Raw genomic sequence first — 14967 nt, 5'->3', positions numbered from 1 at the left:
GACGATCGGTTAAACACCAGCACGTCATTCCGGGGCGCGCCGCCAGGCGCGAACCCGGAATGACTCGACCAAGAATCCACGCACAGAAAAGCCCGCCTCGCGGCGGGCTTTTCCGTCGGGTGAAGCACCTTGGAGGGGGAGTTACTTCACCACGAATTCGATCCGCCGGTTCTGCGCGCGGCCTTCGGCGGTGTCGTTGGCGGCGATCGGCTTGGCCGAACCGTAGCCCTCCGCCACCAGCTTGACCGAGCCGATCCCGACCTTGGTCAGGCTCGCCACCACCGCTTCGGCGCGGCGCTTCGACAGCGCGACGTTGGCGGATTTCTTGCCAGCGCCATCGGTGTAGCCGGCAACCTCGATGGTCACCGCCGGGCACTGTTTGATCGCCGCGGCGAGCTTGTCCAGCAGCGGCTGCGACGCCTTGTCGATTGCCGCACTACGGCGCTCGAAGTTGATCTTCTCGGCCGCAGCCAGAGCCGACACCCGCCCCTGGCAATCCTGCGCCGGGCTTGACGGCAGCGCGCCGGTGGCGTTCGCGGTCTTGATCTCCGCAGGCGCGGCGGCGGGCTTAGCAGCCGCCTGCTTGGCGGCTTCATCGGCCGCCTTCTTCGCCGCCTCATCGGCGGCAGCCTGCTTGGCGGCCGCTTCCGCCGTGGCCTTAGCCGCAGCTTCCTTGGCGGCAGCTTCCTTCGCAGCCGCTTCCTTGGCCGCAGCTTCAGCGGCGGCCTTCGCGGCGGCTTCCTTTGCCTCGGAGTCCGCCTTGGCCTTGGCGGCCGCGTGCTTCTGCGCCGCGTCCTTGGCGGCCTTGGCAGCAGCCTCCTTGGCGGCGGCTTCCTTCGCGGCCGTTTCCGCCTTCGCCTTTGCCTCTGCTTCGGCCTGCAGCTTCGCCACGGTCTTCGCGGCCAGCGCTGAACCACTCAGTTCGTCGACATCGGCGACGCGGCGCACGCCCGGCACCTTCAGGATCTGCTCGCCAAGTGAGGCCCGCACCTTGTCGCTACCGAGGTCGGCCGGCAGCAGGACGTCGCGCCCGGCGACGTCAAAGTTCAAGGGATCGGCGCCGGCTTCCTTCACCACATCGGCGACACGCTCGCGCAGGTCCGGCTCCAGCTTCGGCAGCGTGGTGATGCCGAACACCGCGAGGATCAGGCCGGTCGCGAACAGGCCGACCCACCAACCTTCAAACCGCACAGGCAGCAGGCCCGGCGCGATGCCGCCGGCCAGCCCGCCAGCGACGTATGCGATCACCAGACCGATGCCGGCCTCCAGCAGCAGCTCGGCCTTGCCGGACGCGAGCTGCGCCAGCACCAGCACCAGCGCGACCGCCAGCACCACGCCGACCCGGCTCACCCAGTAGTTCTCGAGGTCGGCCGCCCAACCGAATTTGTCCGCGAGCAGCGGCGTGACGGCGCCGACGACGAACGCCGCCGCCAGCCAGATCCAATAATGAGTGACGAGATACAGCATCGGACGCCCCTTCTCCGCCGCGATCGGGCCGCGCGCCGGGGCATTCATCAGCGAAGCCAAGCCGGCATGGCACAGCGAACGCGCGTTCGCATTGTCGAACCGCCGCCATGATCGCCTGATCGATCGGCAGGGTCGGTCGCCGCTCAGTTAGCGCCATCGGTGCGCCGGCCACCATCCTGACGAAAGTTTGACCTGCCACGCACCGTGCTTACTAACTAAGCAGGCAAGCCGTCATTTTCAGCACACAACTAACTACCCCTCTACCGGACTGTAGCGGGGTACTGCGTTCGCGGTATCGGGATGCAAAATCGGAGGATCGACTCGGCTTAGCGCGAAGCCTCACTGCCGTTCGCAGTGCCGAAATTATCCGCGCGGATCTCAGTTCGCTCGCGCCAGCGAAGCACAGCTCTAATGCGCAGACACGTTCGAGAAAAAATTGATGATGCCAACGCCGGCGATGATGAACGCAATGCCAATTATCGCCGCCGTGTCCAAGGCCTGGCCGAACCACAGCCAGCCGACCGCCGAGATCAGCACGATCCCGATCCCGGACCACAGCGCATAGGCGATGCCAACCGAGATACTGCTCAGCGTCAGCGACAGGAAATAGAACGCCGCGCCGTAGCCGACGACAACAAGCACCGACGGCAGCAGCACCGTAAACCCCTGCGACGCCTTCAGCGCCGACGTACCGACGACCTCAGCGACGATCGCAATCAGAAGATAGAGCCACTTCATGGGGACGTCCTCGGTGGATGCCGGCCGCTGGCTACCTGGGCTGGGTAACGCCCAGGCTTCAGCATCGCTGCCAATCTAAAGGGCGCGCCTTTCCACCAGCTGAATGAGCATAGACCAATCCCAGCTATGGGCCGCCCTCACCCGCTATTCCGCAGCCCCGCGGAAATCCCGTTGATCGTCAGTTGCACGCCGCGCAGCACCTGTTCGTCCGGATCGTGGGTACGATGTTCGCGCAGCAGCTGGACCTGGACGTGGTTCAGCGGATCGAGATACGGGAAGCGGTGGCGGATCGAGCGTTCGAGCAATGGGTTGCTCTGCAGCAAATGGTCCTGCTGCATGATCGCCAGGAGATAGTCGATCGACGAATGCCATTCGGCGCGGATGCGGCCGAAGATGCGGTCGCGGATCGCGGTGTCTTCGACCAGCTCCGCATAGCGCGAGGCGATGCCGATCGAACTCTTCGACAGCACCATGTCCATATTCGACAAGAGCGTACGGAAGAACGGCCACTCCTGATACATCGCCTGCAGAAAGGCGATGCCCTTGTCGGGGTGCTCTGTGACCCAGGCCGAAACCGCGCTGCCGAAGCCATACCAGCCCGGCAGCATAAGCCGGCACTGCGCCCACGAGAACACCCATGGGATCGCACGCAGGTCCTCGATCGCGCGGGTCTTCTTGCGCGAGGCCGGGCGGCTGCCGATGTTCAGCGTCGAAATCTCGTTGATCACCGTCGAGGCCCAGAAGTAATCGACGAAGCCGTCGGTCTCGTACACCAGGCCGCGATACGCCTTGAAGGCCAATGCCGAGAGCTGCTCCATCGCTTCGAGATAATCGCGATGCGGTGCCACCCGCTTCGGTTGCAGCAGGCTGGCCTCCAGCGTCGCGGCAGCGAGTATCTCGAGATTGTTGCGGCCGACTTCGACGTTGGAATATTTACTGGTGATGATCTCTCCCTGCTCGGTGATGCGGATCTGGCCGTTCACCGCACCACCCGGCTGCGCCACGATCGCATCGTAGCTCGGGCCGCCGCCGCGGCCGACCGAGCCGCCACGGCCGTGGAACAGCCGCAGCCGCACGCCGTGGTGCTCGAAGATCTCGATCAGGCCGATCTCGGCCTTGTAGAGCTCCCACCCGGAAGTAACGAAGCCGCCGTCCTTGTTGCTATCGGAGTAGCCGAGCATCACCTCCTGCACCGAGCCGCGGCTGTCGACCAAGCGGCGATATTCGGGGATCGACAGCAGCCGGTCCATGATCTTGGCGCAGGCCTGCAGATCCTCGATGGTCTCGAACAGCGGCACGACGTTGATGGCGCTGCGCCCGGACGGATCGATCAGCCCGACTTCCTTGAGCAGCACCGCGACCTCCAAGAGGTCGGAAACGCCCTTTGTCATCGAGATGATGCATTGCGGGATCGCCGCCGCCCCGTAGGTCGCGTGGGCCTTGGCGGCTTCGCGGAACACCGCGAGTTCGCCGACCGTCTCGTCGCTGTATTTGACGAACATCGAGGTCAGCGGCCGGGTACTGCGCAACTCGCTGATCAGCAGCGCGATCCGCGCTTCCTCGTCGAGCACCGCGTAGGACGTACCGGGGCGGGCCGCGTCCATCAGCTCGCCGACGGTGCGCTCATGCACCGCCGAGTTCTGCCGCATGTCGAGGCTGGCGAGGTGGAATCCGAAACAGTCGATGGCGCGACGGAGCTGGCGCAGCCGACCGCGTGCGATCACGCCGGAATGATGCGTGGTCAGGGAAAGATGGATGGCGTCGAGATCGGCCTTGAAGTCTTGCGCGCTGGCATAGGGCTCGGCCTCGCCGACCGGTGCGCGGAGGTTCTCGACCTCGAGCTTGAGCGCCGTGGCAGCCAGCCGCGCATAGATGCCGGACACCGCGAGACGATACGGCTCGTATTTGCGATGCGGCGAGGTGTCGGGCGAAGTTTCAGCCAGCGCCTTGACGGTGTCGGTGGTGCCGGCGAGATGCGAGGCCAGTGACAATTCCGAGCCGAGCTCGTGCAGCTCCTCGAGATAATAGCGCAGCACCCGCGTGCTCTGCAGCTTCAAGGTGCCGTGCAGCACCTCGGCGGTGACGAACGGATTGCCATCGCGGTCACCGCCGATCCAGCTTCCCATCCGCAGGAAGCTGGCGAGTTCGCCCTCGGCGTTGGCGCCTTCGGCTTTCGCCGCATCGGCGAGCCGGTCCTCCAGCGCGCTGTGCAGCCGTGGCACTTCGCGCAGGAAGGTGTAGTCGTAGAACGACAGCCCGTTGGTGACTTCGTCCAGAACCGTCAGCTTGGTCCGGCGCAGCAGGTTGGTCTTCCATAGCGTCTCGACGGCGCGGCGCAGCCGCTCCTCGTTGTCGTCCCATTCGTCGGCGGTGAGCTGAACGCGGTCGCGCTGATCGAGCAATCCCGCGATCTGCATCTCCCGGTCCATCGTGCTCTTGCGGCGCACCTCAGTCGGATGCGCGGTCAGCACCGGGCTGACTAGCGCGGTCGCAAAGAACTTGCGCAGCTCCGCGGCGCTGATGCCCTCCTGCCGCGCGTGCGCCAGAGTCTTGGCGAGCAGGCCGGCGCGCGGCGCCGAGCCGGCGGTCGAGCCGGCGCGCATCTGGCGGATGTTGTTCTGGTCCTCGGCGATGTTGGCGAGGTGCGAGAAATAGCTGAAGGCGCGAACGATCCGCATCGTGTCCTGGATCGACATGCCGTCGAGAATGGCGGCGAGTTCAGCGCGCGCGGTCTTGTCGTCATCGCGATGGAAGCGGATCGAGGTCTGGCGGATGTTCTCGACCAGATCGAACACGCTCTGGCCTTCCTGCTCGCGCACGGTATCGCCGAGAATGCGGCCGAGCAGCCGGATGTCGTTGCGCAGCCGGGTCTCGGCTTCGATCGCGGCCGCGTCGTCAGGACGTTCGGAGACCGGCTCGGGGCCGGCGGACAGATTCAGCGACGACATGACAGCACTCCAGGACACCACCGGCATCCTGGAGTATTTTGTGCACCGCACGCAAGATCAAGAATAGCAGCGGACGCCCGGCGTGGCCGCCAGAGGACAGTTAGCGCGACCCCGAGATGTTGCGGACGTTGTCCGGCCGCGATTCGTCGTCCGTAGGGGGCGCACCCGGCGGCGGTGATGTCGGTTCGGCAGCTGTGGGAGTCGGTGCCGGTGGCGGAGCGACCGGCATCGGCGCGGTCACCGGCGTTTCATACAGTGACGGCTGCGGCACCGGGTGCGCAGCGGTCGCGGCCGGCGGCGCGGCGGCGCGGGCAAACGGCGGCTGGAACAGCGGCTCAGGTGTCGTCTCGGGACGACGCCTGGCCCAGATGAACGGCACCACGATCGCGACGATCAGGCCGATCACCAGCAGAATCAACAGCGCCGATTGCTGCAGGAAGGCAATCGCCGGCACGCTGATGCCGAGGATCACGCCGACCAGCGCGATCTTCCAGGCGCGGATGTGCAGGCCGGCGGTGAAGGTGCCGAGCGCCAGCAACGTCAGCACCCCGAGCGCGGCAGCGAGCCCGCTGAGCTGCCGGGTCACCTGCAGCGACATCAGCTGCATGCACAGCAGCACCGCGCCCCAATGCAACGCCTGCGACACCACCAAATAGACGTGCTGATCGACCGCGCGCGCCTCGCGCCAGCGCGACACCACGCAAACGAGGCCGATGAACGGCGCCAGGATCACCCAATAGATGCTGGTCTCGGAGAAGCTGGTGTAAGCGACGCCGAACAGCGCCAGCAGCAACATCAGCAGATAGGGCCACTCCCCGACGAAGAAACCGCCGATCCCGGAGTGCCATTTCGTGCGCGGTGCATCGGATTGCAGGTTGGTCATGGTCGATCCCTCCAGCGTGCTCCTGTGTAGCACGGAACCCGCGCACGCGCTGTGACGTCCTGGCGTGCATCTCGCGCTTTGGTAAGCAAGCTGCCAACCCCGTTCAGCACGCGTCACGGTCGGCAACGATCCGGCGCCGCGGCAGTTCCAGAAAGAAGGAACCTGCCGCCAACGGGACACGCATCAATCAATCGTCTTCATCGATTGATTTGAAAATAATAATCCGTTTGATTGATCAATACGGAAACGCGATGGATTGGCCAACAAGGAGCCGATCCATGAGCCTGATCACAAATGCCAAACTCTACCCGCCCCGCCACCCACGCGCCGCCCATCTCGCGCACCACCTTGCGGCCATCGCACCCGGGGTGCTGGTGACCGCCGCGATCGCAGCCGCCGCGGTCGGCCTGCGCGCCATTCCGGGCATGCCCGGGATCAGCCCTATGCTGCTTGCGATCCTGATCGGCATCGTCGCCCACAATGCGATCGGCACGCCGTCCTGGGCGGTACCGGGCGTCAAGTTCAGCCTCCGGCGAGTGCTGCGCTTCGCCATCATCCTGCTCGGCCTGCAGCTCACCACCGCGCAACTGATCGAGGTCGGCGGCGAAGGGCTGGCGATCATCGCCGCGACGCTGCTCGCCACCTTCTGCTTCACGGTGTGGTTCGGGCGCGTGCTCGGCGTCGACCGCAAGCTCGCCGAGCTGATCGCCGCCGGCACCTCGATCTGCGGCGCGTCCGCGATCATCGCCACCAACACCGTGACCCGCGCCGACGACGAAGACGTCGCCTATGGCGTGGCCTGCGTCACCGTGTTCGGTTCACTGGCGATGGTCAGCTATCCGCTGTTGCAGAACGTACTCAATCTCGACGCCCACGGTTTCGGGCTGTGGACCGGCGCCTCGATCCACGAGATCGCGCAGGCCGTGGCGGTGAGCTTCCAGGGCGGACAGCGCGCCGGCGAATTCGGCACGATCGCCAAGCTGTCCCGGGTGATGATGCTGGCGCCGCTGGTGATTGGGCTCGGCATGCTGGCACGCGTCCGCGCCAAGCATCAGCCCGCCGGCGACCACACTGCGACACCGCCGATGCCGTGGTTCGTGCTGGGCTTCGTGGCTATGATCGGCGTCAACGAGTTCGTCGCGATCCCGCACGAGGCGAAGAGCTGGATCGTAGCGATCACCGCCTTCCTGCTCTCAATGGCGCTGGCGGCGATGGGACTGGAGACCGACCTGCGCAAACTCGCCGCGCGCGGCCTGCGCCCCGCTTTGCTCGGCCTCACCGCGTCGCTGTTCATTGCCGGCTTCTCGCTGGCGCTGATCAAACTCACAGGATGGCATGGATGACACTCGAGCAGCTCCGCATCTTCATCGCGGTCGCCGAACAGCAGCACATGACCCGCGCCGCGAGCGGACTGAACCTCACCCAATCGGCCACCAGCGCGGCGATCGCCGCGCTGGAAGCGCGTCACGGCGTGAAGCTATTCGACCGCGTCGGGCGCGGCATCGTGCTCACCCAGGCCGGGCGCGACTTCCTCGGCGAGGCCCGCGCGGTGCTCGCCCGTGCCCGCGCCGCCGCACAGGCGCTCGACGACATCGCCGGCCTGAAACGCGGTTCGCTCAGCGTCGCTGCCAGCCAGACCGCGGGCAATTACTGGCTGCCGCAGCGGCTGCTGCGATTCCGGCAACGTTATCCCGGCATTGCGCTGCAACTGACGATCACCAACACCGAGCAGGTCGCCGCGATCGTGCGCGAAGGTCGCGCCGATCTCGGCCTCATCGAAGGCGACGTCGACGACCCACTGCTCAGCGCCACGCCGATCGGCGGCGACGATCTGGTGATCGTGGTCGGCCGCGACCATCCCTGGCGCTCACTGCAACGCCTGACCTCCGCCAAGCTCACCACCACCGGCTGGGTGCTGCGCGAACGCGGCTCCGGCACGCGCGCGATGTTCGAAGCTGCGCTGCAGCGCAGCGGACTTGCGCTGTCTGATCTCGAGGTGCGCCTCGAATTGCCGTCCAACGAAGCAATCCGGGCTGCGGTCGAAAGCTCCGACTGCGCCACCGCGATCTCCGGGCTCGTCGCCGCGCCGTCACTCGCCGCCGGCACGTTGTATAGTCTTCGATTCGATCTGCCGCGTCGCGCATTTCATCTTTTGCGACACAAGGAACACAGCAACAGTCAGGCTGAGAAAGCACTACTTGCTGAATTGTCGGCAACATCTGCGAGCTAATCGCGGACGTGGATACCAACATCGCGACTACTAATTCCCGGTTCCCCGCACAGGAACTTCCAATTATAAAGTATCCAAAGAAAACTCAGCGCATTTGCCCCGCGTCGTTGCGGCGTCGCGAAAGCCCAGCGTAGCATTGTGCCCCAGGAGGGTCACACGTGCGCAAGGGGCTGACGCTTTCGACTAGGCTGGCGATCTTGGTGATGTCGACGGCAATGCTGACCGCAATCGGGGTCGGCTATCTCGGCTATCGCAATATCGCACCGGTCGCCGTCGAACGGACGCTGGCGGGCCTCAATGCCAATGCGAGCTGGCAGGCGCGCGAGCTGTCCCACCTCGTGAACGGCGCCACCGCCGATCTAATGGGCTTCCGCCACATCATCGGCATCGACGAGCTGATCGAACTCAGCCTCGACCCGTCGAAGACCGTCGCCGGCGGGGAGAGCCTGCCGCAATGGCGCGAACGGATCGGCCGCCGCCTGGCGCTGGAACTGGAAAACAAACCGGACTTCGCACGCTACCGGCTGATCGGCGTCGCCAACCAGGGGCGCGACATCGTCCGGGTCGAACGTCAGACAACCGGCAAGATCCGCGTGGTTCCAGATGAACAGTTAGCGTTCGCGGGTGGACGCGAGATCATCGAGCTCGGCATGTCGGCCAAGGACGGCGAGATTCTGATCTCGAACGTCGAGTTCGAGCCGATCGAGCAGCCGTCCGCCCCCCCTCCACAGCAAGACGCAGCGGCGCTGCGTCCCATCATTCGGGTCGTCACCCCGGTGTTCAGCGACGAAGGCGCGCGGTTCGGCGTGCTGGCCGCGACGATCGACCTGAGAAGGCCGTTCGAGCGGCTGAAAGATCCGGTGCTGGCGTCGTCGAAGATCTATGTGGTGGACGACAAGGGGCACTACTTGTTCCACCCGGACGCTTCCCGAGGCGACTTGGCGATCGGCTTTCCCTCGACCCTGGAGCAGGATTTTCCCGCGCTTGCCGAGGCGCTGGCGAACGACCGCTGGACTCCGGCCGTGATCGAAAGCCGCAACGGCGACCGGTTCGGCGTCGCCTATCAGCCGATGAACGCCGGCACCGAGACGCCCCTGGCGCTGGTCGAAGCGATCGCCGAACACGACATGATCCGCGGCCCGATGCTGGCATGGGGAAAGTCGACACTTGTCGGCGGTAGCTTTGCGGTGCTGGTGGCAATCGCGCTGGCGGTGGCGTTCGCCCGCAGCCTGGCACGGCCACTCTCGGAAATGACCCGTGCGGTCGAAAGCCTTAGTGGCGGCGGGCCGCTGACGCTGCCGCGCAACGCCGGCGGCGAGATCGGCGTCCTGGCCGAGGCCTTCTCGTCGACGATGCAGGAGTCGCGCGAGAAGACCGCGGCGCTCCGCCGCGAGAAGGAGATCTTCGAATCGATCATGAATGCGATGGCCGAGGCCGTGCTGCTGGTCGATACCGAAGGGGTCATCGTCTATGAGAACCCCGCCGCGGTGGCGCTGCGCACCTCGCCCACCGGCATCACTGGCCCGACCTGGGAAACCTCGGTCGAGTCGTTCCTCGCCGACGGCGTCACCCCGCTGGAGGTCGATCAGCGTCCCGGACGGCGGGCGATGCGCGGCGAGCCGATCGATCGCTTCGAGTTCGTCGTCCATGTGCTCGGCAGCGACAAGATTGTCTATGTCTCCGGCAACGCGCGGCCGATCCGCGAGGCCGACGGCACGATCAGCGGCGCGGTTGTGGTGTTCAGCGACGTCTCCGAGCTGAAGGAAACAGAGCGGCGGCTGCACCAGGCGCAGAAACTGGAGGCGATCGGCCAGCTCACCGGCGGCGTCGCGCACGACTTCAACAATATGCTGACGGTGATCAGCGGCACCGCCGAGATCCTGCTCGACGAGCTGACCGATCGCCCGGACCTCGTCACCATCGCCAAGATGATCGATCAGGCCGCCGAACGCGGCGCCGATCTGACCAGGCAACTGCTCGCCTTCGCCCGCAAACAGCCGCTGCAGCCGCGCAATATCGACGTCAACACCGTGGTGTCGAATATCAAGCAGCTGCTGCGGCCGACCATCGGTGAGCACATCGCGATCGACACCCGGCTCGATCCCACGGTCGATCCCGCGCTGATCGATCCGTCGCAACTGTCCTCAGCGCTACTGAATCTTGCCGTCAATGCACGCGACGCAATGCCGAACGGCGGCAAGCTGCTGTTCGAGACCGCCAATGTGATGCTCGACGACGACTACGCCGAACACCACCCCGAGGTGAAGCCGGGCCGCTACGTGATGATCGCGGTCAGCGACTCCGGCTTCGGCATGGCGCCGGACGTGCTGGAGAAAGCATTCGAGCCGTTCTTCACCACCAAGAGCGTCGGCAAGGGCACCGGCCTCGGGCTGAGCATGGTGTACGGCTTCGTCAAACAGTCCAACGGCCACGTCCAGATCTACAGCGAGGAGCAGCACGGCACCACGATCCGGCTGTATCTGCCGCGCGCGGACTCCGACATCGATGCCCTGCCCTCGATCACGCCGGTCGAAGGCGGCACCGAGACCATCCTGCTGGTCGAAGACGACGAGCTGGTGCGCAACTTCGCGCTCGCCCAGCTCCGAGGTCTCGGCTATCGCACCATCGCGGCCGCCGACGGCGCCGCAGCGTTGGCGGAAGTGCGGCGCGGCACGCCGTTCGATCTGCTCCTCACCGACATCATCATGCCCGGCGGCATGAACGGCCGCGAGCTTGCCGACGCGGTGGCGCGGCTGCGGCCGGTGAAGGTGCTGTACACCTCGGGCTACACCGAGAATGCGATCATGCATCACGGCCGGCTCGATCCCGGCGTGCTGCTGCTGTCCAAGCCGTTCCGCCGCGCCGATCTGGCGCGGCTGGTGCGCGCCGCACTGAACCGCGCCGATCACCAAACTTCTGGTGATACGGCAGGTACAGACCGCAAGAGTGCGGCGAACTAAATCACTCGGCCGGCATTCGCCCAATACGGATCGCGCAGGCGGCGCTTGAAGATCTTGCCGGAATCCTCGCGCGGCAGTTCCGGCATGATCTTGATGTGCTTCGGCACCTTATAGTCGGCCAGCGCCAGCTTGAGTTGCGAGCGGATGAAGCTCTCGTCGAGCGTCACACCCGGCTGCGGCTCCAGCATCGCCATCAGCGCCTCGCCGAACTCCGCGTCCGGAATACCGAACACCGCGCAGTCGTGCACGCCCGTCACGGCGTGCAGTGCCGCCTCGATCTCGGCCGGATAGATGTTGACGCCGCCGGAGATCACCATGTCACGCTTGCGATCACAGATGAACACGTAGCCGTCGTCGTCGAGATAGCCCATGTCGCCCGAGGTGATGAAGCCGCCGCGGTCGATCTCGGCGCGTTTCTCCGGCTTGTTGTGATAGGTGAAGTCCGGATTTCCGGCGATCCGCGAGAAGATCTCGCCGATCTCGCCCTGCGGCACTTCGTTGCCGTCGTCGTCGATGAACTTCAGCTCAGCGCCGTGCGCGATCTTGCCGACCGTGCCGGGCTTATTCAGCGCGTCTTCGGAGGTCGCGAACGTCACCGCACCCGATTCAGTCGAGCCGTAGAACTCATAGATCACCGGCCCCCACCACTCGATCATCGCGCGCTTGACGTCGGCCGGGCATGGCGCGGCGGCGTGGATAACGTGGCGCAGCGACGAGACGTCGTACTTGGCGCGCACCTCCGCGGGCAGCTTCATCAGCCGGATGAACATCGTCGGCACCATGAACACGGTGTCGATCTTGTGCTCCTGCACCAATTGCAGGAACTCCTCCGGGTGGAACCGCGGCATCAGCACCAGCACGCCGCCGAGCTTGCCGGCACGGATGCCGAACGAATTCGGCGCGGAGTGATACAGCGGCCCCGGGCACAGCGCGCGCACCTGCGGCTTAAGGCCGTAGATCGTCGCGCGCATCTTCTCGGCGTGCGCGGCCTGCTCCGGAGTCGGCGCGAACCGCTTGACGCCCTTCGGATGGCCAGTGGTGCCGGAGGTGTAGATCATGTTCTGCGGCTGCGGCTGCGCCGGACCGTCATACGGCTTCTGCTGCGCCAGCCAGCCGTCGAAATCGATCGCATTGTTTGGCGGCGACAGATGATCCGGCGCAATCTTGTAGTTGGCGATCACTTCGGGCGGCGTCGGCACACTGAGCACGGTGAGGTCTGCCGGAATCGCCGAGGCGACGCTGTGCAGCAGATCGGCGTGGCCGATCAGCACCCGCGTGGCGGAATCGCCGATGATGTAGCCGACTTCTTCCGGCTTGAAATGCCAATTCACCGGCACCGCATAGGCGCCGAGCGTCATCACGCCATACACCGCTTCCATAAAGGCGATGTCGTTGCGCATCAGCACGCAAACGCAATCGCCGGGCCTGACGCCGAGCGCCTGCAGGCCGCCGGCGATGGTCGCGACGCGCGCGTTCACCTCGTCGAAGCTGCGGCGGCGGTCGCCGGAAATGATGCCGTGATAAAGCTGGTTCTCGGACATTGTTACTCTCCGATTCTCGAGGTCGGGGTTGGCTCCAGCGCACGATGATGACCGCACGCTGCAGCGCGTTGATGCGACGCTTATAAGCGAAGACGCCGCGCGATGCGCGCGGCGTCCCCTCGATAAGTCATGTATTTGCCGCGTAGCGCTATGCGTCGATGAAGTTGGGCGCGCGCTTTTCCAAATTCGCGCGCACCGCTTCGGTCTGGTTCGGCGAGCCGATCAACTTCTGCTGCTCGACGCTCTCAGCGAGCAGCGCCGGCCCCGGATCGACCGAGAGCTTGTTCATCATCCGCTTGGCGGCGCGCACCGCATCCGGATTCTTGCCGGCGATCTCGCGGGCCATCTCCAGCGCGACCTGGTACGGATCGTCGACGATCTTGGTGGCGAGCCCGATGCTCACCGCCTCGTGTGCCGCGACGATCCGTCCGGTGTAGGTCAGTTCGCGCAGCACGTCGTCGCGCAGCAGCGTCGCCAGGATCGGCGTGCCGGCCATGTCCGGCACCAGGCCCCATTTGATTTCCATGACCGACATCTTGGCGTCCGGCGCTATCAACCGGATGTCCGCGCCGAGCGCGAGCTGACAGCCGCCGCCGAATGCAACACCGTGCACCGCAGCAATCACCGGCACCGGGAGCATCCGCCAGCCCCACACCGCCTGCTGCGGCGCGTTGGCCTGGCCATGGGTGCGCTTGGTCAGGTCACGAAATTCGCCTCCCGGAATTCCGTTGCCGCCACTCTCCTTCATCGCGGCGAAACGTCCCATGTCGAGGCCGGCACAGAACGCCTTGCCCTCGCCCGACAGCACCACGGCACGCACGCCCTTTTCGTTCGCCAGCCGCTCGGTGGTGTTCACCAACGCCTCGAACATCGCGGCATCGAGCGCATTCATCTTGTCCGCACGTACCAGCCGGACATCGGCGACGCCGTCGGTGATCGTCACCGAAACGCGATCGTTCATCGGGCAGTCCCTTCGTTGTTTTGCAGCGCCGCTACAGAAAAGCGTTGTCGGGATTTAGTCAATCGCCTAATTAACGACCAACTTCAACTTTTCCGGGCGGTTTTCTCATGTTCACAGATCAGCTTCTCGCCGGCCGTCGCATCCTCGTCACCGGTGGCGGCACCGGCCTCGGCAAGGCGATGGCGGCGCGCTTCCTGCAGCTCGGCGCCGAAGTGCACATCTGCGGCCGCCGCAAGGGCGTGTGCGACGAGACCGCGACCGAACTGATGGATCAGTACGGCGGCAAGGTGATGACCTACGGCGTCGACATCCGCGACGCTGCGGCAGTCGACCATATGGTCGAGACCATCTTCGAGAGCGGGCCGCTCACCGACCTGATCAACAACGCGGCGGGAAATTTCATCTCGCGGAGTGAGGATCTCAGCCCGCGCGGCTTCGACGCCGTCGCCAACATCGTGATGCACGGCACGTTCTACGTCACCCACGCGGTCGGCAAGCGCTGGATCGCCGGCGGCCACCGCGGCAACGTGGTGTCGATCACCACCACCTGGGTGCGCAACGGCAGCCCCTATGTGGTGCCGTCGGCGATGAGCAAGTCGGCGATCCACGCCATGACGATGTCGCTCGCCACCGAATGGGGTAAATACGGCATCCGTCTCAACACCATTGCGCCGGGCGAAATTCCGACCGAGGGCATGAGCAAGCGGATCAAGCCGGGCGACGAAGCCGGCGCACGCACCATCAAGATGAACCCGATGGGCCGCGTCGGCACCATGGAGGAGTTGCAGAACCTCGCAACCTTCCTGATCTCCGGCGGCTGCGACTGGATCAGCGGCGAGACCATCGCCATGGACGGCGCCCAGGGCCTCGCGATGGGCGGCAATTTCTACCAGCTCCGCGACTGGAGCAACGCCGACTGGGATCAGGCCAAGGCCTCGATCAAAGCCCAGAACGAAAAGGACCGCGCGCAGCGGGGGTAACGAAGCGCTCGCCGAAACATCCCTCCCCCTTGCGGGGAGGGTGGCCGGCCGTAAGGCCGGTCGGGTGGGGGCGCGCCCCTTGCTCAGTGCCTGGGGCTCCCCCACCCCGGCCTCCGCTTCGCTCGGCCGCCCCTCCCCGCAAGGGGGAGGGATGGCTCTCGCGCCTCAGCAACTAATCAATCCCGCCGGCGCCCAACCTCACCCGCGACATTCCCTCCCGCTTGTGTTTGCAGCCGAAGCACGGCAGACTTCGCACAAA

Annotated in this window: 10 protein-coding genes; 4 read left to right on the top strand and 6 right to left on the bottom strand. The window is 65.5% G+C overall.

The genetic code is table 11. The annotated features are described in order from the left end of the window. Nucleotides 1–141: 141 nt before the first annotated feature. From HZF03_RS08745 to HZF03_RS08730, 4 genes are all read right to left on the bottom strand, one after another. The gene (locus HZF03_RS08745; protein WP_119018435.1) at nt 142–1467 is read right to left on the bottom strand and encodes an OmpA family protein; all 1326 of its coding nucleotides are present in this window, start codon (nt 1465–1467) and stop codon (nt 142–144) included. 408 nt (nt 1468–1875) lie between these two features. Then, nucleotides 1876–2205, bottom strand: coding sequence for a DMT family transporter (locus HZF03_RS08740; RefSeq protein WP_011157279.1), 330 nt, complete (start codon nt 2203–2205; stop codon nt 1876–1878). A gap of 137 nt (nt 2206–2342) precedes the next feature. Beyond that, on the bottom strand, nt 2343–5153 hold the full coding sequence (gene ppc, locus HZF03_RS08735; protein WP_119018434.1) for a phosphoenolpyruvate carboxylase: 2811 nt from the start codon (nt 5151–5153) through the stop codon (nt 2343–2345). A gap of 100 nt (nt 5154–5253) precedes the next feature. Continuing rightward, nucleotides 5254–6036 (bottom strand): hypothetical protein, encoded by a 783-nt coding sequence (locus HZF03_RS08730; RefSeq protein WP_119018359.1) that lies wholly within the window; start codon nt 6034–6036, stop codon nt 5254–5256. A 278-nt stretch (nt 6037–6314) separates the two neighbouring features. Here HZF03_RS08730 and HZF03_RS08725 point away from each other — a divergent pair, with 278 nt between their 5' ends. The 3 genes from HZF03_RS08725 (at nt 6315) to HZF03_RS08715 (ending at nt 11226) form a co-directional block, all read left to right on the top strand. After that, nucleotides 6315–7379, top strand: coding sequence for a YeiH family protein (locus HZF03_RS08725; RefSeq protein ID WP_119018358.1), 1065 nt, complete (start codon nt 6315–6317; stop codon nt 7377–7379). After that, nucleotides 7376–8266 carry a LysR family transcriptional regulator gene (locus HZF03_RS08720; RefSeq protein WP_119018357.1) on the top strand — a complete coding sequence of 297 codons (891 nt, stop codon included), beginning with the start codon at nt 7376–7378 and terminating at the stop codon, nt 8264–8266. The genes HZF03_RS08725 and HZF03_RS08720 overlap by 4 nt, the downstream gene beginning before the upstream one ends. Before the next feature lie 158 nt (nt 8267–8424). Beyond that, a complete protein-coding gene (locus HZF03_RS08715) occupies nt 8425–11226 on the top strand; it encodes an ATP-binding protein (protein WP_119018356.1) in 2802 nt (933 codons plus the stop codon). Here the strand turns inward: HZF03_RS08715 and HZF03_RS08710 are convergent. Then, the gene (locus HZF03_RS08710; RefSeq protein WP_011157272.1) at nt 11223–12767 is read right to left on the bottom strand and encodes an acyl-CoA synthetase; all 1545 of its coding nucleotides are present in this window, start codon (nt 12765–12767) and stop codon (nt 11223–11225) included. The genes HZF03_RS08715 and HZF03_RS08710 overlap by 4 nt on opposite strands. Before the next feature lie 148 nt (nt 12768–12915). Further along, the gene (locus HZF03_RS08705; protein ID WP_119018355.1) at nt 12916–13728 is read right to left on the bottom strand and encodes a crotonase/enoyl-CoA hydratase family protein; all 813 of its coding nucleotides are present in this window, start codon (nt 13726–13728) and stop codon (nt 12916–12918) included. 107 nt (nt 13729–13835) lie between these two features. Here HZF03_RS08705 and HZF03_RS08700 point away from each other — a divergent pair, with 107 nt between their 5' ends. Then, complete coding sequence (locus HZF03_RS08700) at nt 13836–14708, top strand: SDR family oxidoreductase (RefSeq protein WP_011157270.1); 873 nt, start codon at nt 13836–13838, stop codon at nt 14706–14708. Nucleotides 14709–14967 lie beyond the last annotated feature (259 nt).

The organism is Rhodopseudomonas palustris (assembly GCF_013415845.1).
Taxonomy (GTDB): Bacteria; Pseudomonadota; Alphaproteobacteria; order Rhizobiales; family Xanthobacteraceae; genus Rhodopseudomonas; species Rhodopseudomonas palustris_F.
The sequence above is the reverse complement of the archived record's forward strand: the minus strand, read 5'-3'. Positions and strand labels throughout refer to the sequence as shown.

What these genes read in the sequence shown, in the direction of transcription:
- HZF03_RS08725 (WP_119018358.1), top strand. Translation starts at nt 6,315, where the DNA reads ATGAGCCTGATCACAAATGCCAAACTCTACCCGCCCCGCCACCCACGC.
- HZF03_RS08730 (WP_119018359.1), bottom strand. Translation starts at nt 6,036, where the DNA reads ATGACCAACCTGCAATCCGATGCACCGCGCACGAAATGGCACTCCGGG.
- HZF03_RS08745 (WP_119018435.1), bottom strand. Translation starts at nt 1,467, where the DNA reads ATGCTGTATCTCGTCACTCATTATTGGATCTGGCTGGCGGCGGCGTTC.
- HZF03_RS08710 (WP_011157272.1), bottom strand. Translation starts at nt 12,767, where the DNA reads ATGTCCGAGAACCAGCTTTATCACGGCATCATTTCCGGCGACCGCCGC.
- ppc (WP_119018434.1), bottom strand. Translation starts at nt 5,153, where the DNA reads ATGTCGTCGCTGAATCTGTCCGCCGGCCCCGAGCCGGTCTCCGAACGT.
- HZF03_RS08720 (WP_119018357.1), top strand. Translation starts at nt 7,376, where the DNA reads ATGACACTCGAGCAGCTCCGCATCTTCATCGCGGTCGCCGAACAGCAG.
- HZF03_RS08740 (WP_011157279.1), bottom strand. Translation starts at nt 2,205, where the DNA reads ATGAAGTGGCTCTATCTTCTGATTGCGATCGTCGCTGAGGTCGTCGGT.
- HZF03_RS08700 (WP_011157270.1), top strand. Translation starts at nt 13,836, where the DNA reads ATGTTCACAGATCAGCTTCTCGCCGGCCGTCGCATCCTCGTCACCGGT.
- HZF03_RS08705 (WP_119018355.1), bottom strand. Translation starts at nt 13,728, where the DNA reads ATGAACGATCGCGTTTCGGTGACGATCACCGACGGCGTCGCCGATGTC.